General features: G+C 42.9%; 13 protein-coding genes. 8 read left to right on the top strand and 5 right to left on the bottom strand.

Translation table 11 applies throughout. The annotated features are described in order from the left end of the window. Window positions 1-10 precede the first annotated feature (10 nt). The 3 genes from RMY64_RS24250 (at window position 11) to RMY64_RS24240 (ending at window position 3028) form a co-directional block, all read left to right on the top strand. On the top strand, window positions 11-745 hold the full coding sequence (locus RMY64_RS24250; RefSeq protein WP_322701340.1) for a 15,16-dihydrobiliverdin:ferredoxin oxidoreductase: 735 nt from the start codon (window positions 11-13) through the stop codon (window positions 743-745). Window positions 746-781: 36 nt separating this feature from the next. Continuing rightward, entirely contained in the window at window positions 782-1549 is a 768-nt protein-coding gene (locus RMY64_RS24245) for a phycoerythrobilin:ferredoxin oxidoreductase (protein ID WP_322701339.1), read from the top strand. Window positions 1550-1786: 237 nt separating this feature from the next. After that, the gene (locus tag RMY64_RS24240; RefSeq protein WP_322674172.1) at window positions 1787-3028 is read left to right on the top strand and encodes a M20 family metallopeptidase; all 1242 of its coding nucleotides are present in this window, start codon (window positions 1787-1789) and stop codon (window positions 3026-3028) included. Window positions 3029-3137: 109 nt separating this feature from the next. On the opposite strand, the gene RMY64_RS24235 is transcribed toward RMY64_RS24240, so the two are convergent. Next, a complete protein-coding gene (locus RMY64_RS24235) occupies window positions 3138-4688 on the bottom strand; it encodes a HAMP domain-containing sensor histidine kinase (RefSeq protein ID WP_322674171.1) in 1551 nt (516 codons plus the stop codon). 198 nt (window positions 4689-4886) lie between these two features. Then, a complete protein-coding gene (locus RMY64_RS24230; protein WP_322674170.1) occupies window positions 4887-6602 on the bottom strand; it encodes an ATP-binding protein in 1716 nt (571 codons plus the stop codon). 777 nt (window positions 6603-7379) lie between these two features. Between RMY64_RS24230 and RMY64_RS24225 the strand changes: the two genes are divergently transcribed. The 3 genes from RMY64_RS24225 to RMY64_RS24215 all read left to right on the top strand — a co-directional run bounded on the left by RMY64_RS24225 (window position 7380) and on the right by RMY64_RS24215 (window position 11524). Then, window positions 7380-8198 (top strand): SDR family oxidoreductase, encoded by an 819-nt coding sequence (locus tag RMY64_RS24225; protein ID WP_322674169.1) that lies wholly within the window; start codon window positions 7380-7382, stop codon window positions 8196-8198. 480 nt (window positions 8199-8678) lie between these two features. Continuing rightward, a complete protein-coding gene (gene dnaK, locus RMY64_RS24220; protein ID WP_292869714.1) occupies window positions 8679-10607 on the top strand; it encodes a molecular chaperone DnaK in 1929 nt (642 codons plus the stop codon). Between the two features lie 215 nt (window positions 10608-10822). After that, window positions 10823-11524, top strand: coding sequence for an acetoacetate decarboxylase family protein (locus tag RMY64_RS24215; RefSeq protein ID WP_322701338.1), 702 nt, complete (start codon window positions 10823-10825; stop codon window positions 11522-11524). Between the two features lie 200 nt (window positions 11525-11724). Here RMY64_RS24215 and RMY64_RS24210 read toward each other — a convergent pair whose 3' ends face one another. After that, window positions 11725-13605, bottom strand: coding sequence for an ABC transporter ATP-binding protein (locus RMY64_RS24210; RefSeq protein WP_322701337.1), 1881 nt, complete (start codon window positions 13603-13605; stop codon window positions 11725-11727). A gap of 837 nt (window positions 13606-14442) precedes the next feature. Between RMY64_RS24210 and RMY64_RS24205 the strand changes: the two genes are divergently transcribed. Both RMY64_RS24205 and RMY64_RS24200 read left to right on the top strand, forming a co-directional pair. Beyond that, window positions 14443-15465 carry a tetratricopeptide repeat protein gene (locus RMY64_RS24205; RefSeq protein WP_322701336.1) on the top strand — a complete coding sequence of 341 codons (1023 nt, stop codon included), beginning with the start codon at window positions 14443-14445 and terminating at the stop codon, window positions 15463-15465. A gap of 181 nt (window positions 15466-15646) precedes the next feature. Beyond that, on the top strand, window positions 15647-16660 hold the full coding sequence (locus RMY64_RS24200) for an NAD(P)-dependent alcohol dehydrogenase (RefSeq protein ID WP_322701335.1): 1014 nt from the start codon (window positions 15647-15649) through the stop codon (window positions 16658-16660). A gap of 242 nt (window positions 16661-16902) precedes the next feature. Here the strand turns inward: RMY64_RS24200 and RMY64_RS24195 are convergent, their stop codons facing one another. Together RMY64_RS24195 and RMY64_RS24190 are read right to left on the bottom strand one after the other, a co-directional pair. Next, window positions 16903-17574 carry a glutathione S-transferase family protein gene (locus tag RMY64_RS24195; protein WP_322684844.1) on the bottom strand — a complete coding sequence of 224 codons (672 nt, stop codon included), beginning with the start codon at window positions 17572-17574 and terminating at the stop codon, window positions 16903-16905. 166 nt (window positions 17575-17740) lie between these two features. Then, window positions 17741-18868, bottom strand: coding sequence for an aryl-sulfate sulfotransferase (locus tag RMY64_RS24190; protein ID WP_322701334.1), 1128 nt, complete (start codon window positions 18866-18868; stop codon window positions 17741-17743). Window positions 18869-18972: the final 104 nt, after the last annotated feature.

Genomic DNA, 18972 nt, shown 5'->3' with positions numbered 1-18972 from the left:
ATCATGCTCCATGTATAAGCCTTTCCTGGAATTTTTAGAAAAAGAGCTATTTCAGCGATTTGATTTACAAAGTAGGGTCATTCCCCCTGGTTTGGAATTCAAAGTTAGCGATCGCGGCAGAAACCCAGCAACTATTCGCAGTTGGTGTTACCAATCTCAAGAGTTGCGGAAAATTCGCTATACCTACATTGATGCTGGAGAAAGCGCTCAAATTTTTAACAGCGTAATTTATCCCAGCCACCACTACGATTTACCTCTGTTAGGGATTGATTTTTTATCTTTTGGAAAAGTCAAAAATCTGATTGTGCTTGATTTCCAGCCTTTATTTCAGGATGAAGATTATCAAAAAAAATATATAGTTCCGCTAAAATGTCTTCACGATAAATACCCGGATTTGGCGCAAAATTTAGAAATGAAGTTTTACGATGCCAACCAGTATTTTTCTAAATATCTATTGTTTGCCAAAACCGACCCGGAAACAGTGGCAACACGAGTCTTTGAAGCTTTTCAGGATTATTTAAACTTGTATTGGCAAATGTTAGCCGATGCCAAACCGCTCCAAGACCCTGAAGATATCCAACGGATTGTCAAAGCCCAAAAAGACTATGACCAATATAGTGCAGACCGCGATCCAGCATCTGGTTTGTTTAGCAGTTACTTTGGTCATGAATGGGCAGAACGCTTTCTCCATGAATTCTTATTTGAAGATGCTGTTCCCCTAGCAGTCGGTGCCGGCAAAAGATAATTGGCATTGGGCATTGGGCATTGGGGATTATTAATTTTGAATTCGGAGCGAAGCAACGTGACGCTTTATCAGCCATTTCTCGATTATGCGATCGCCTATATGCGATCGCGTTTGGATTTACAGCCCTATCCTATCCCCACTGGATTTGAGTCCAAAAGTGCTGTTGTGGGCAAGGGAAAGAATCAGGAAGAAGTTGTCACCACCAGTTATGCCTTTCAAACTTCAAAATTGCGGCAAATTCGAGCAGCTCACGTACAGGGTGGCAATTCGCTGCAAGTGTTGAATTTTGTAATTTTTCCTCGCCTCAACTACGATTTGCCCTTTTTTGGGGCAGATTTGGTGACATTGCCAGGAGGACATCTAATTGCTTTGGATATGCAGCCTCTATTTCGGGATGATTCAGCATATCAGGCGAAATATACTGAACCAATTTTGCCTATTTTCCACACCCACCAGCAACATCTATCCTGGGGAGGAGATTTTCCCGAAGAAGCACAGCCTTTTTTCTCTCCCGCTTTTCTGTGGACTCGTCCCCAAGAAACGGCTGTAGTAGAAACTCAGGTGTTTGCCGCTTTCAAAGACTATTTGAAAGCTTATCTCGATTTCGTAGAGCACGCAGAACCCATAACAGATTCCCAAAATTTAGTAGCCATTGAACAAGCCCAACTGCGATACCTCAGATATCGGGCTGAAAAAGACCCAGCGCGAGGGATGTTTAAACGCTTCTATGGTGCCGAATGGACTGAAGAGTATATCCACGGCTTTTTATTTGACCTAGAGAGAAAATTAACAGCTATTAACTAGAGGCTCTTTGACCGTACTCAGTGCTGAGTACCTCCTTACTGAAGACTCATCCAAGTAACGTTAAACTAGGAAAATAATCTCAGTAATACCAATTCAAAAAATGTTTGCGACATGATGCGCTGATGCGCACCTTCCCCGATACCTTGGAAAGGGTTGGGAAGGGATATTATCTATATGTATGTGTTGCATTCGTTTTGAAATTGGTATCAGCTGTACTTAAACTAGTTTGTCTTTATAATGGTTTCCACCTTTCCCAATCCCGCTTCTGTCGATCTATCTCGCATCCGACTTTCGATCCGCTCATTGCAACCGCAATTAGTAGAGTGGCGGCGGCGATTGCATCAACAACCAGAGTTGGGTTTTCAAGAAAAACTGACTGCTGAGTTTGTATCACAAAAGCTGCAAGAATGGGGAATTGAGCATCAAACTGGCATTGCCCACACTGGCATTGTTGCCACTATCAAGGGTAAAGAGGAAGTTTCAGAAACAATCCAAAATCCAAAAGTTTTAGCGATTCGCGCGGATATGGATGCTTTGCCAATCCAAGAACTCAATGAAGTGCCGTACAAATCGCAGCATAATGGAGTGATGCACGCTTGTGGACATGATGGACATACAGCGATCGCTTTAGGTACAGCTTATTATCTCCAACAGCATCGCCAAGATTTCTCTGGTGTTGTGAAAATTATCTTTCAGCCAGCGGAAGAATCACCAGGAGGCGCAAAGCCAATGATTGAAGCTGGAGTTTTGAAAAACCCTGATGTTGAAGCGATTATTGGTTTGCACTTGTGGAATAATTTGCCTTTAGGAACAGTGGGTGTGCGCGCTGGCGCATTGATGGCAGCTGTAGAGTGCTTTAACTGCACAATTTTGGGTAAAGGTGGACACGGCGCACTACCGCATCAAACTGTTGACTCCGTTGTTGTTGCTGCCCAAATCGTCAATGCTTTGCAAACTATTGTCGCTCGGAATGTTAATCCCATTGATTCAGCAGTAGTGACAGTGGGAGAACTTCACGCTGGAACTAAACGTAATGTAATTGCTGATACAGCGAGAATGAGTGCTACTGTCAGGTATTTTAATCCTAATTTAAAAGGCTTTTTTAACCAGCGTGTCGAGCAGATTATTGCTGGAATTTGTCAGAGTCATGGTGCAAAATACGATCTAGAATATTGGTCACTTTATCCACCAGTAATTAATGATATTAAAGTAGCAGAACTAGTGCGATCTGTAGCAGAAGAAGTGGTAGAAACTCCTGTGGGTATTGTGCCAGAATGTCAAACTATGGCTGCTGAAGATATGTCATTTTTCTTAGAAAAGGTTCCTGGTTGTTATTTCTTTCTGGGTTCTGCTAATCCCGCAAAAGACTTAGTATATCCCCATCATCATCCCCGGTTTGATTTTGACGAAACCGCCTTGGCAATGGGTGTGGAAATATTTGTTAGATGCGTGGAAAAGTACTTTGTTTCATGTCATTAGTCATTAGTCATTTGTCATTTGTCATTTGTCATTTGTCCGTTGTAGTCACAAATGACAAAGGACGACCATAATAAAAATTTTCACAATCTCATTTAGGATGGCTATATCTCTAATTCGTGACTATCGGTTTCTGTTTATTGCTAACTTCTAAAGGCAGGAAAATCGTCATCACTTCCCCATAGTGTGGACGCTGGCGCACAATTAGTTTGCCACCGATCGCCTGAAATAAATGCTTGGTTGCAGCGATATTCAAGCTAATCGTACCTGTTTCTGGTTGGAACATTAGCAGTTGACCTAGAGATTTGCGGATTGGTGGCGTTGCAGGTATGGTGGCTTTATTTGAATCTTTGCACCTTAATTGCGGCGATAATTGTAACTTCAGTTGATCTCCAGCGGGGATAACTTGTACTTGAATATGGCTACCAGCGGGTAAGCTGCGAGTAAAGTTTTCCATCAAACCAGTGAGAACTTGATCCAACATGGTGGGATTGCTCACTACTGTCGGTAGTTGCTGGGGTAAAACAACATTCAAAGTTAAGTTCCGCCGATGCGCTGCTTGTTCCCAACGGGGAATGCTCTGCTGCAACACTTGATCTAAAGACATCGGCGTGAGTTGAGTTTTTGACGATTTTGCTGGGGCAGTAGTTTCTAGTTCTGCGGCCTTAAACAGCAATTCCATCCGGTCAATTTGCTCTGTACACTCGTGATCGATAACTTTTAAGCGATTGATCGCGCTAGCATCTAAGTCTCGCCGCTTCAACAGCAGACGAGTCATGGTGCGAATAGTTGTTAAAGGTGTGCGGACTTCGTGAGCAAAAGCTTGGAGCAATTCTACATCAGGATTTGAGGATTGGACATTGGGCATCGCTTCGGCTTTGCTCAGGGCAACTGGATATTGAGCATTGGGTAAAACTTTTCTTCCCTGCTCCCCTGCTCCTCTGCTCCCCCGGTTACTGAGCGCAGTCGAAGTATGCTCCCCTGCTTCTTCCACAGTCCCTAGTAAACAGTCTTTAGTCTCTTCTGGTTCTGTTAATTCCTGAAGTAATAACTGACTAAAGTGGATCATCATGCGGTAGTCTGGTGCTACCGGAGAATACTGTTCTACTAATGCGTCCAAGCGGGCGAAAAATTCTGGATTAGCCAGCATTACCCGTGCCCCTAGCGATCGCCAAGCCTGCTGCACTATCTCTGGCTCAAAAGAAAATGAAAAGGTTTTTTTACCGTCTTTGTGAGTTGCTAAAATTAGTACTAATCTGAATTTATCTGTAAAAACCAAGCAAAATTGTTCTGCTCCGAGCGGATCGGCAGGTAGTAAAGGAAGTACCGATTCATTAGGAGCAATATCTTCATTGACAGACGCAATTGCACCTGGCATCTGAAATGGCATCAGCGCCAAAGGGTTAAATGGTTTTGCTGTAAAAGTTACTGTTTGTAAACTTTGAGTCAATTTTGGTTGACTAAACAAGGGTGCTGGTGCAGCTAAAACTAATCCTTGGGTTGTGTCAACTGAAGGGTCTGCTAAAGTATTTAATAGCAAATGTTCTGTCGCTGCGAGGCTGATACGCCACTGCTGCTCTGCTTTAGCAGGTGAACATTCTGCCACACTTGATTGATTTTGGGCCAAGATTTCGCTCAGGCTTGGCAATATCCATTGGTACACAGGCTTTCACCCCTTAATTCAAGAGCGACTAACAGCGTCTAGGTTAGACATTTCACTACTATCTAAGAGGTTATAGCTATTTGTATACTGATGACAGTGGTAGAACCGAACAATTCAGGGGCAATTACCCTCTAACTGCGATGTCTATGACGGGCTATGCTTACGCACTTAGAGGCTGAAAAACATTAGCACTGACTTTTACCGATAGGCGTGGCGATCGCCAATTAATAATTGTGCTGGTTTCGCTACTCGAATTGGGATTGTAATTACAAACTCTGCACCTTGTCCCGGTGATGAAATACATTGCAAAGATCCACCATGCTTGTCAGTAATTATCTGGTAACTTATTGATAGACCCATACCAGTCCCTTTGCCAACTGGTTTTGTGGTGAAAAAAGGGTCAAATAAACGCGACTGGATTTCTTCTGAAATTCCTACCCCATTATCAACAATCCGAATAATTATATTTTCATTTACCTGAAGAGAAGAAATGCGAATCAAGGGATTTGGACAAAGTTCTTTTTGGAAACAATCTTCTAAAGCATCGATCGCATTTGTTAAGAGGTTCATAAATACCTGATTCATTTGCCCTGCAAAACACTGGATTTGAGGTATTTCACCATATTCTTTAATCACTTTAATTTCAGGGCGATTATTTTGTAGTTTCAGACGGTGTTGCAAAATTAATAGAGTACTGTCGATTCCTTCATGGATATCGGCCGTTTTGAACTCAGCTTCATCCAAACGAGAGAAAATTCGGAGACTGAGAACAATTTCCCGAATGCGTTTAGCCCCCATCTTCATTGAGGTTAACATCTTAGGCAAATCTTCTGTTAGGTACTCAATATCTGCTTCTTCGTGAGCATTTTTAATTTCTGGCTCTGGGTTGGGATAATGATTTTGATAAAGCTTAATTAACAACAGCAGTTGTTGAGTGTAATCATCAGTGTGTTGCAGATTGCCGTAGATAAAATTAACTGGATTGTTGATTTCATGGGCAACTCCTGCTACTAGTTGACCCAGACTCGACATTTTTTCAGATTGAATTAATTGGATTTGGGTTTTTTGCAGGTCTTTCAGAGCTTGCTGAAGTTCTGCTTCTGTCTGCTGACGCTCAACAATCTCGTCTCGTAATTGTTCGTTGGCATTGACCAATTCATCTCTGGAATGTTGCAGATCGTCCGCCATTTTGTTGAACGAGGTAGCTAACTCGCCAATCTCATCCTGGGAGCAAATATTAACTCTGGTATTCAGCTTACCTTCAGACAGATTTACCACAGCTTGCTGGAGTTGTTTAATCGGTTTTGAAATGCTTCTAGAGATCAAATAGCCTACTAATAGTGCGAGTATGCCACATGCCAAACTGATAACTGACGTGGCAACAATATTTTTATGGGCTGTTGCTAGGGCTGCTTCATAAAGCGGTGTATATTCCAGAATGACTGCACCAATTCTTTCACCCTTGCCAGTCTTAAAAGGAACAGCAATCAATCGAATCCCATTTGGGTACTCAGGACTGAACTCAATATATGTTCTTGGTATACCATCTTGAATAGTTTTACCAACTTCATTATTGCGATCGCGATCTAATCGCGTACCAATGTCTTCTGGAACTACATCTGCCAAAATGATTTTATTGCGGTCTACAATCTCCAGATCGCGCTGACGTCTCTTGTGTAGCGAGATAACATGCTCTTGCAATTCGGCTAACATCTTATCTCGCGATTCCATTTCGTGGTATTCATCAAGTTCATGACTTACGAAATATGCTACTAGTCCAGCAACTTCTTCAGCCTCTTGTTGAGCAATATACTTAGCTATTTTCAATTGTTGATGGGCATTAATCGCACCAGTAATTACTGAGAGAGTCGCTATTCCTAGAATTCCCGAAATTAATTTCTGACTAATTTTCATTCCTTGCTCGAAACCTCAAGTACTGGCTACTGCGCTAATTCAGTTCTAGGGAATTTGCGCTTTTCCTAAAATTCCCAGATGTGTGCCTGAAAGCTACAGAGTCAACAGCCATTAGCCAAATCTTTAATCTGGTTCCTTTTTGATGATGTGGATTACCGATAGCGTACCCCTGCGGCGAAACGACGCGTAGCGTCTTTGACAGGAGAAGCGGGAACGCACTAAAGGTAGCCTTATCCAGTACAATCTTGTAACCTTCAGAACTATTGAAGTCAGTAATAGTATCAACACCAACAACAGTAGACATATCCGCAAATTAGCAAATGTATGCTAGGAATAGGTTTGAACCATTATTTGGGGCTGGCGATCGCTGACAATAGTTTGAGGATAGAATCAGGGTTTCAAGGCGAAGAGTCACATTTTTCTCAAAATTTTTATCCCAAATACAATTAAATATATTTAATTTTAAATAGCTCTTTTTAACTATTAAAACATAATAAAAATACCTAGTTAATTCGTAGGTCTTTCTATAGGCTTTCTGCGCTATCTACAATTAATTTGTATTCTAATAAACCTCTTGCATAAGTCGAATAAACCCCCTTTATCCCCCCGATATATTAGCGGTAAACTTGAAATCTTGCCCCCTCCCCTTCACAAGGGGAGGGTTGGAGAGGGGTGATTCAAGGATTTTTGCAAGAGGTCTAATAATGATTGGCACAGCCTCTCGTAGACATCGTATTTTTTAGGTAGATTAACAATAGACTATCTCAAGGGCACTTTATGACTTCTTTTGATTCAGCTAAAGATTTAATACTAGTTGCTGGTGCTACAGGTGGAGTCGGGCAATTAGTGGTAGGCAAGTTACTCGAAAAGGGTTTAAAAGTTCGCGTTCTGACACGCAATGCTGCAAAAGCTGAAGAGATGTTTAACCAAAAAGTGGAAATTGCCGTTGGTGACATTCGCCAGCCAGCTACACTGCCAGCAGCAATGCTAGGTGTTACCCACATCATAAATTGTACTGGAACTACTGCCTTTCCCTCTGCGCGATGGGAGTTTGACGAAACCCCGAACTTGATTGAATGGGGAATTATTTTCTTTAATCCCAAATCTAGTGAAGCAAAAGCAAAGAATAGTCCGACAAAGATTGATGCTCAAGGTGTCAGCAATCTAGTAGCAGCAGCACCCCAGAATTTGAAGCGATTCGTTTTCGTCTCTTCCTGTGGAATTCTCCGTAAAAATCAGTTTCCTTTTAGTATTCTTAATAGTTTTGGCGTGTTGGATGCTAAACAAAAGGGTGAGGAGTCCATTATTAATTCAGGATTGCCCTACACCATTATCCGCCCAGGACGCCTTATTGACGGCCCCTATACCTCATACGACCTCAACACCCTCCTGAAGGCAAAAACTGGGGGTAAATACGGTGTGGTCATAGGCACTGGTGATACCCTTTCGGGTGATGCCAGCCGGATTGATGTTGCAAACGCTTGTGTAGAATGCCTTTTTCAGCCAAATAGCTCTAGGAAAATTTTTGAAATAGTCAACCAAGGACAAAGACCACCTGTGATTGCCTGGGAAACTCTTTTTTCTGGGCTTAAGTAACTACTGAGTCTTTAGTATTGAGTACTGAGTGTTGAGTGCTAAGTGCCAAGTGCCAAGTGCTGATGCTGAGTTATTATTCTCTTCCATGCCCCATGCCCCATCCCCAATCCCCAATGCTTCTGTACTTTATTGCCTCAAAAGACGGCAAACACCACTCAGACGTTACGGTTCACCCTAATTACTGAAAGTATTAATTCTTCTACATTAGACAGAGTGAAGACAAATTAATCCATGAACCAACTAAAAACAAAATTTAGTTAGTTTAACCGTCCCAAGTAAGGTTCGGGAAACCACCCTTCATGGACTGGCTACCACTAAGCTTCAGTATATATATCAGCATAGTCTGGAGTTTTAACCCCAGGAAAGCCAAATTAAAGGTATTCATGCTGAACTGGCTGATTTCTTGACCCTGTTGGTTCAAAATTTAGTGCTTTATATTCTCATTCATTCATTTGTAGTTATACGGAGCCAGCACCTAAAATGGCAAAAGTAGTTGGAATTGACTTAGGAACAACGAACTCCTGCGTGGCAGTGATGGAAGGTGGTAAACCCACAGTAATTGCTAATGCTGAAGGTTTTCGGACAACGCCATCAGTAGTCGCATTTGCGAAAAATGGCGACAACTTGGTTGGCCAAATCGCCAAACGCCAAGCGGTGATGAACCCCGAAAATACGTTTTACTCAGTCAAACGCTTTATCGGTCGCCGCTACGATGAAGTGGGTAACGAAGCTACAGAAGTTTCTTACAAAGTTCTTAGCAGCAATGGCAATGTCAAATTAGATTGTCCAATAGCTGGTAAACCGTTTGCTCCTGAAGAAATTTCTGCAAAAGTTCTTCGCAAATTAGTTGAAGATGCCAGCAAATACTTGGGTGAAACTGTAACCCAAGCTGTAATCACTGTTCCTGCATACTTCAACGACTCTCAGCGGCAAGCAACAAAAGACGCTGGTAAAATTGCCGGGATTGAAGTTCTGCGGATTATCAACGAGCCTACCGCTGCTTCTCTGGCTTATGGATTTGACAAGAAGAGTAACGAAACCATCCTAGTATTTGACCTTGGTGGTGGTACTTTCGACGTATCCGTGCTGGAAGTAGGAGACGGAGTTTTTGAAGTACTAGCCACATCTGGTGATACCCACCTTGGTGGTGACGACTTTGATAAAAAAATAGTTGATTTCTTAGCTGAGAAGTTCAAGAAAGCCGAAGGTATTGACCTGCGCAAAGATAAACAAGCCTTACAGCGTCTGACGGAAGCTGGAGAAAAAGCCAAAATTGAGCTTTCTAGCGTTACCCAAGCAGAAATCAACCTACCATTTATCACTGCTACCCAGGATGGGCCCAAGCACCTGGATACAACCCTGACTCGCGCCCAGTTTGAAGAACTTTGCTCTGACTTAATCGACCGTTGCCGTATTCCTGTAGAAAACGCCCTTCGGGATGCCAAGTTAAACAAAGGCGATATTGATGAAGTGGTGTTAGTTGGTGGTTCTACGCGGATTCCCGCAGTCCAACAGATTGTGAAGCAGGTATTGGGTAAAGACCCCAACCAAAGCGTGAACCCTGATGAAGTTGTAGCAGTTGGTGCAGCCATTCAAGCTGGAGTACTGGCTGGTGATGTAACTGGCATCTTGCTGTTAGACGTGACACCCCTATCTTTGGGTGTGGAAACATTGGGCGGCGTAATGACCAAAATTATCCCCCGCAACACCACAATTCCCACCAAGAAATCGGAAGTCTTCTCCACTGCTGTGGATGGACAAACCAACGTAGAAATTCACGTCCTCCAAGGTGAACGCGAATTTTCTAACGATAACAAGAGTTTGGGAACCTTCCGTCTCGATGGTATTCCTCCTGCACCACGTGGCGTTCCTCAAATTGAAGTGGTGTTCGATATTGACGCTAACGGTATCCTTAACGTCACCGCAAAAGACAAAGGTACTGGTAAAGAACAGTCCATCAGCATAACTGGCGCTTCCACTCTGGATAAAAATGACGTTGACCGGATGGTAAGAGAAGCTGAACAAAATGCTTCATCTGACAAAGAACGGCGTGAGAAGATTGAACGCAAGAACCAAGCCGATTCTTTGGCATACCAAGCTGAAAAGCAGTTACAAGAATTGGGCGATAAAGTTCCCGATGCTGACAAGACTAAAGTCGAAGGTTTGGTGAAAGAACTGCGGGAAGCTGTTGCTAAAGAAGACGATGAGCAAATCAAGAAGCTCACTCCAGAATTGCAACAAGCGTTATTCGCTGTTGGTAGCAACATCTATCAACAAGCTGGTGCTAGTGCCAGTGCTGGCGCTGGTGCCGGTGCTACATCTGGTGGTGAACCTCAAGATAGTAGCAGTTCTTCTAGTTCTAGTAACGGCGACGATGTGATTGACGCTGATTTTACAGAGAGCAAATAATTCCTCTGCTTTCTTTTGAGAAGATTGTTTTGTTCGACCTCATATTACCCACTCAGACAAATGCCTGAGTGGGGATTTTTTTTTAGGAGTTAGAGGTTAGAAGTTAGGAGTTAGGAGTTTGAAGTCTAGAGTTAGAGTAGAACTAATATTAGTAACTCTTGCTCTTAATTCTTAACTTTATTCCTAACTCCTCACTCTCAACTCCTAACTCCCTTATGTCATATCCACAAGCACCTTGGACACTCCAAGGCTATGCCATCCAAACTTTGCATTTGGTAAATATTGACCAAGTGCGCCCTTTAATTCCCTTAGAGTTAGAAATTATTTCTGTATGGCCTGGTAAAACTCTCGCTAGCGTGTATTTATCTCATTATGGGTCAGGCTCAGTACTGGAGTATAGTGAGTTAATTGTTGTCCCAACTTTGGTTAATTACCAAAGAAAAATCGGTGGTTGGGTTTCCCACATTTATGTAGATAATGCTGATTCGGTGGCTGGCGGTCGAGAAATTTGGGGGCTACCAAAGGAACTAGCTAAGTTTACCTGGGAACAAGGAAAGCAAGTTACTGTGCATCAGGAAAACCGGAAGTTGTGTAGTCTTAAGTATAATCAACAAAGTTTGGCATGGAGACAGTGGTTAAGTGCCTCTAGTTTCAGCGTCAAGGGTAGTGATTTGCTGATGTTCCCTGCTGAAGTTGAGTCTGTATTAGGTTTGATTGGTTCTAAGTTAGAAATCCCAGACGAAAGTCCTTTTTCTGGAATCGGTTTAGGTCAGCCTTGGTTAACTGTGCGGTATGAGCAGATGAATTTACGGGTTGATGCGCCAAAAGTGGTAGGTCAGATGGGTATCAATACTTCTCGGTTAGGTATTTTTAATTCGGAATCAGGTTTTGGGAAAAGGGAAAAGGGTAAGGGTTAAAGGTTTTTTCTTTCCTCTTTCCCCTTTACCGAAATGAATTCTTGAGAAATTTATACCAATTCAATTAATGATTGCAACACATCTTTGGGTAAAGACGCGATGAATCGCGTCTCTACAAATGGTCTATTTGTCGCATTCTTTTTTCAAATTGGTATTATTTTATGCGATCGCTCTTTTCCACTTTGGAATTATAAAATATCCTAACTTCCTAACATCTGCAAGTTATGTAAAGTGGCATAAAGCCCTCCTTGTTGCAGTAGTTGCTCGTGACTTCCCTGTTCGATTAATTCGCCACGCTTAAGAACAAAAATCCGGTCTACGTTGCGAATCGTAGACAAGCGGTGAGCGATAATAATGGCGGTACGTCTAAGCAAAAGCTGGTTTAATGCCTCTTGAACTGAAGCTTCTGTACCAACATCCAAACTAGCGGTAGCCTCATCTAGTACCAAAATTTGCGGATTGCGAATGGCAGCCCGCGCAAAGGCTAAAAGTTGCTTTTGACCGCTAGAAATATTTGTGCCCCGTTCTCGAAGTTGAGTATCATAACCTTGGGGTAATTCTTCTATAAACTGGGCAATGTTGGTTTCTTCGGCTGCTTGTTGAATCTGCTCAATGGTGTAGCCATCTCCTAAAGAGATGTTGCTTTTAACATCGCCAGCAAACAAAAAGCCTTCTTGTAAAATTACTGCCATGTAGCGCCGCAGTTCTGCTTGTGGTACTTCCCGAATGTCTACGCCATCTATGAGAATGCGTCCTTGGGTGGGTTCGTAAAGGCGGCACAAAAGACGGATAATCGAAGTTTTACCCGCACCTGTAGGGCCGACTAATGCCACTTTTTCACCAGGATGAATGGTAAAATCTAAGTCTTTAATTACGTAATCATCATTTTTATAAGCAAACCAGACACGATCAAAGCGAATCTCTCCCAGTTCTGGCGGGGAAGTGAGGTCTGGGGATTCTAGATTAGCTACGATCTCATCTATGTAGCCAAATTTCGCATCAAATATTGAGAAGCGGACATTGGCGCGATCGCTAATTTCTATCGGTTCATCTAATATATCCCCTACGCGTTCAATGGCAGTAAAACCAGCTTGTATTACTGTAAATTTTTCCGCAAAAGCCCTTAAAGGGTCAAATAATCGCTGGGCATACAATACAAATGTCGATAAAGTCCCGAAAGTCAAGGTTTTTTCCAACAGCAACCAACCACCCACGCATAAAACACCTGCGATCGCAATCAGTCCAATCCATTCTAAGGTTGCTGAAACAAATGAATCATAAAAGATGGTTTTATCCATTTGCTGAGTGTAGTTCCTGTTCGTAGCACGAAACAATTCGGCATTAAATTTTTCTCTACGGAACAACTGCACGACGTTAATACCAAGCACATTTTCTTGTAGCTGTGAATTTAGGATCGAAAGTTCTTCTCGCCCTTTGTAATTGGCTTTGCGGTATTGTTTTTGAATGTAAACAATTACCCAGCTAGTTGGTAACAGCATCAATAACAGCAAGCAAGAAAGTTGCCACTGGATGGAAAACATTAAACCCAAAGTCACCAGCATTAAAAACAAATCGGATATGATGCCAATTGCCCCAGTCGAAAAGACATCGCCTAACACTTCCACATCGCTGGTGATTCTGGTAATTAATTTACCTACGGGTGTGCGGTCAAAAAAGCGCACTGCTAGAGATGTTACATGCTGAAATAAGTCTTGGCGAATTGCTGCGGTGATTTGTTGCCCTAGCTTTTGGACTATATAACCTTGAAAACCTGTCAACATCACTTGGATGGCGATCGCAATTACCAATAATCCCTCTAGGATATTTAGCCCTTGCGAGAAGGGACGATTCCTGAAAAGTTCGTAAGTGCTTGGTTCGTGACGAATCAGAGAGATTACTTGCCCAATCAAGAAAGGTTGTACGGCATTAGCTAGTGCGATCGGTATGAGTAGGCACATCGACAGCGCCAATAGCCGTCCGTTACGACGGGCATAAGGCACCAAACGCAAAAATAACCGCCAGTCATTTTCACGCCGACGATCTGGGGTATAAGATTTTTTCAGAGATTGGTAGATGCTCATAGTAAGAGCATTATATTAATGTTTGGAAAAAAACACGCTTGTTTAAAGTAGCGTTTATTTTTCTACTCTGATACCATGCCTGAGATAGAGACTGCAAGACTACTACTAAGATCCGGATATTCCTCAAGATTTGGATGATTTCCTTTACATTTTGCAATCTTAAAACTATCAGTCTTCTACCCAGAAATGTTGCCACTGTTTAATTTAATTTGGCGATTCAAAACGATTTACAATCGCAGCTAGCAAAATCATTGGCGAACCAACTGCGAAACATCAGGGGCGTTGCAGAGAAAGCGGGATGATTTTGCTAGTTTTGTGGGATGGGCCGAAAAGCCCGTCCCTTGTATTTCAGGGCGCTCGTGTCGCCCACCCTACAAGAATCATCCCTTGATTCAGCAACGCCACATCAGGACTTTCAAGGGGTGGAAGTCTTCAGGGTGCATTGCTATCATTGGTGTCAACTTAAGCCGAAAACTATATCGGACAAGCGTTTTACAAATCCCTTACACCCTCATTCCCTAACCCCTTCTCCCTTGGGAGAAGGGGAATTGAATGTCTAGCTCTCCTCTCACGGATGGGAGAGGGGCTGGGGGTGAAGGCAAAACGTTGTTACCAAGCGGGTTGAGCGTTAAGTAGACACCTATGAGAAGTGCGCCCCTACAGTATTTGTATTAATTGCTTCATAAATATTCCTGTAAGTATGGAATAATAGCATACTTATCTGTTTACGTCTTATATCTAAAGATAGAAGATTGAGGTTAAAATTTGGGAAACCTAAGAGGGGTTCATTCCCAAGAGATGTTCTACCTACTTATCGCAGAATGCAACTGAGGTCAGATGACGCAACCTTTAAATCAAGTCAAAGAATGGGAACAACGTCGTGATGAAGCAAACCGCTACTACCAACGGGGCAAATTTCAAGAGTCTCTCGATCTTGCAACCAAAAATTTACACTTGGCCAGAGCAATTCCAGACCGAGCCAGAGAAGGTTATACATTAAACGACCTCGGTTTAGCTCACCTCAGTTGCTGGCAACCTCAAAGAGCATTAGAGCGTTTTCATCAGGCGCTTTCGGTTGCTATTGAAATTGGCAACACGCCAGCACAAGCAACTGCACTTAGCAATCTGGGTTCTACCTACAGCCGTCTTGGACGCTTTTCGCAAGCGTTGGAATATTTTGACAAAGCACTACCAATCTTTAGGCGATCGCAAGATACTCAAAGTGAAGTTTCTACTCTTAATGATGTCGCGCTAATTTATACCCGCTTAGGAGAACCGAAACGCGCACTGTTGCTACAACACCAAATTTTGAGGATGCGGCGATTGTTAGGTGACTTTTCTGGCGAAGCAACAACGCTCAATGGTATTGGATTTGCCTACAATGTCTTAGGCAAGTTTGAGCAAGCGCTAGAATTTTTTCAAGCAGCACTGCCAATTCAACGAGCCGTGAAAAATCTGCTTCAAGAAGCAACCACCTTGAACAATATTGCTTCTGTCTATCATGATTTAGGAAAACCGAAACAAGCGCTATTGCTCTACTATCAAGTTCTTTTGACACGTCAAGCAATTAGCGATCGCGCAGGCGTTGCAACAACCCTTCACAACATTGGTTTTACCTACAGCACCCTGGCAGAGCATCGCCAAGCAATGAAGTTCTACAAGCAAGCCATTGGGATTTATCAAGAACTGGGCGATAATCTTGGAGAAATTTCAACTTTGCTAAATATGGGAAACGTTTACGCCACCACAAAACGCAAAAAAATGGCGCGATCGTGCTACCAAAATGCCCAAGAGTTAGCAGAGCAAATTGAATATCAGCCACTTTTAGAAAAAGTACAGCAGTTCATAGATTCTCTGTAGCTTCCAGTTCCCCTTCTCCCATATTGGGAGAAGGGGTTAGGGGATGAGGGCAACTTTACTAGTGAAATTAAATATGCGTTATGCAGAATCCTTGTAGAGACGTAGCACTTGCTACGTCTCTACAAGGATTCTTTTTTACCCTAGCTACAATACCAAAGTTGTAGCTAGAACAAGGACATCTATGAAAGCTTACGAAATTCAAAGCAACGCCGGGATTGATGCCTTGGCATTAGTCGATCGCCCCCAAGCAAAACCCGCAGCTGGACAAGTTCTGATTCAAGTCAAAGCAACATCCTTAAATTACCGCGATCTGCTGGTGATTGAAGGAGCTTACGGTTCTGGACAGAAATATCCGTTAATTCCCATGTCTGATGGTGCGGGAGAAGTTGTGGCGGTGGGGGAAGGTGTGACACGGGTGAAAATAGGCGATCGCGTCGCTGGTATTTTCTTCCAAGACTGGATTTATGGCTCTTTAACCAAAGAGAAAATGAAATCCGATCTCGGAGGCGGTATCGATGGAATGCTAGCCGAGTATGTCTTATTACACCAAGATGGTTTAGTAATATTACCCGATCACTTATCCTATATTGAAGGTGCAACTTTACCCTGTGCAGCAGTCACAGCTTGGCACGGGCTGGTAACAAAAGGCAATATTGGTGCAGGTGATAGTGTTTTATTACTCGGTACTGGAGGAGTTTCAATTTTTGCTCTCCAGTTTGCCAAGATACATGGTGCTAGAGTGATTATTACTTCTAGCAGTGATGAAAAGTTGGCACGAGCCAAACAGCTTGGTGCTGACGAGACAATCAACTACAAAACAACACCAGATTGGGAAAAGCAAGTTTATCAATTAACCAATCGCACAGGTGTAGATCATGTAGTTGAGGTAGGCGGTGCAGGTACTCTGCCAAAATCATTACAAGCAGTCCGCATTGGGGGACGTATTAGCTTGATTGGCGTATTGTCAGGCAGAGGAAATGAGATTGACCCTATGCCAATACTTTTTAAGAGTTTAACAGTTCAGGGAATTTATGTTGGCAGTCGGGAAATGTTTGAAGCGATGAATCAGGCGCTGCAACAGCATCAAATCCAACCAATTATCGATCGAGTTTTTCCCTTCAATGAAGCACGAGAGGCTTATCATTACCTCAAAAGTGCGGCTCACTTCGGTAAAGTCGTAATTCGTAATTCGTAATTTTCAAGAGTTTAATTCTATGTTTCAAGTGGGGTTTGAATTCCCAGTTTAAACATAGTTATACCAATAGACCATTTGTAGAGACGCGATTCATGAGCCAGCGCGTTGCGGGGGTTCCCACGGCAGTCGCTCATGGGGGAAACCCCCAAGACCGCGCTGCCTCCCCGTTGTAACGACTGGCGTCGCGTCTTTACCTAAGGATGTGTTGCAATCATTAATTAAATTGGTATTATGAATTACCTTTAAACAGCAGCGAGAGTAGGCGTAGCAAATTTAGCATATCGCTCGATGTAGAATTCTTTAGAGTGAGCGATCGCTTTCACAGATTCACGCTCTTTCAAAGCATGTTTCCACTGACGTACACGGGTAAATTGCTCTGGTATTCCAAAACCGCGATATTGCTTCAATGCAGCCCAGCGCTCAAACCAGGGGAAATAGGTGAAATCTACCAAACTAATAGATTCACCAAACCAATAAGGGCCTTCTTTAGATAGCTTTGCTAAACCTTCGTTTTCAATGAATTCCAGATGTTTAGATAGTTCCTGTTTCGCTTCTTCTTGTTTTTCGGGATCTGAACTCCGCAGCAGAGTAGAAAAAGCGGGAACGAATCTGGTGTTAGCAAAATCGATCCAAATGCGAGCTTGTGCCCGATCAATGGGGTTGCTGGGTAACAGTGGTGGATTGGGAAATACCTCATCAAGATATTCGTTAATTACCGCTGACTCCCAAACTCGGTTATCGTCATGAGTTAGTGCAGGCACTTTACCATAAGGGGAAACTTGGGTAAACCCTTCAGGTTTATTCTGCAAATCAATTTCAATCAAATCGAAGTCAATGCCTTTCTCTTGGAGTACCAAGCGGGTACGGTGAGCATAAGGACAAACAACTGCACTGTATACTTTAATTTCAGTCATGTTTAAGTTCCTTGGTAAATAGGACTTGTTAATCGCCATTGAGAATTGAATTTTCATCCAAAATCCCAAATCTTAAATGGGCATTGGGCATTGGGCATTGGGCAAAAACTTACTGCAACTTCTCCCCTGCTCCTCTGCCCCTCTGCCTCCTGCCCCCTGCCTTCTCCTAAAGCCAGGGCACTTCTTCAGGTGCATAACGGAAGGCGCGGAAGACTGTATTTTGCTCTCCACGAGTTACCGGCGACTTCTCACCTGGGATATTCCGAGTTGCAAAGTAGGGATTAATGTATTCCCAAACAATCTCTCCTGCAACTGTCACCTCGAATATCCGGCCGTAAGCACCTTCTGTAATTAAGGTATTGCCATTGGCTAAACGTTGCGCTCCTGATATGTATGCACTAAAGAAATTTTGGGGCGGGTTGTCGGTGTATTCCCAAACTATCTCTTTAGTTTGACGGTTCACCTCAATCACACGAGAAAAATTGAGAGCAATGTTACGGCGATGTGCGCCATTGTCGAAAATCAAGATATTACCGTTAGCTAATTCGTTCGGAAAGTGCTGCTGTGCTAGCACGTCATCGCCTAGCGTCCAGATGATTTCTCCCGTTTTGCGATCGATAATCACAACTGTGGAGATATTGCGAAAGCTCACTATAATGCTGCCATCGGCGAGTTCACCCACAGTATTCGCATGAGTCCATTCATGTCGATGATCTTGGGGTGTAATCGTAAATATATCTGGATCGAGGTGTTCGTGAGCGTGCCAAGTCCAAACGATTTCACCTACTGGAGTCACCTCATAAAGCACATCCGCATAGATATCACCATTTGGTTCTGTACCTGGTACGCCACCTTTGATCCGGGGAACCAAAGACTGAGGTATCTTTTCAATGGCGAGTAGAATCGTGTTGCCATTGGCTAGCCTGCGTCCATCATGATGATGATCTGGATGCTTATATTCCCAGATAATATTTCCTTTGGGATCTGCTTCTAAAACAACGCCACTTTTGAATGCAGCCCACAAAGCAAAACGTAGGGGTTCTTCTGGCGGAGTCTTACCATTATAAAAAAGGTTGCCATTGGGCAAAAGATAACCGTATAACCCTGGTGGATAAGGCAGATTCCACTGGTGTACTACTTCTCCTTCCAAGTTCAGAAGGTAGACTTCACCTTTACCTGTCAGGGGTGTGAAAAGTGTGTATCCTTTAAATACTTTTTCGGGATTGTAAGCTCTTAAACCAGTACCCCGACGACGAATAGTATTTTGGTCAATTAATGTTGCTGTAAAAGTCATATTTTACCGACTAAATATCTAGTTTTGAATCTAAGAATTGAGAAAGTGCATCGCGCATCTCTACTTCTACTCTGAGAATGAGAGCCAGAAGCTCTAAGGAGGCA

The organism is Nostoc sp. DedQUE08 (assembly GCF_034530895.1).
Lineage (GTDB): Bacteria > Cyanobacteriota > Cyanobacteriia > Cyanobacteriales > Nostocaceae > Nostoc.
This window is presented reverse-complemented; position numbering and strand designations above follow the sequence as displayed.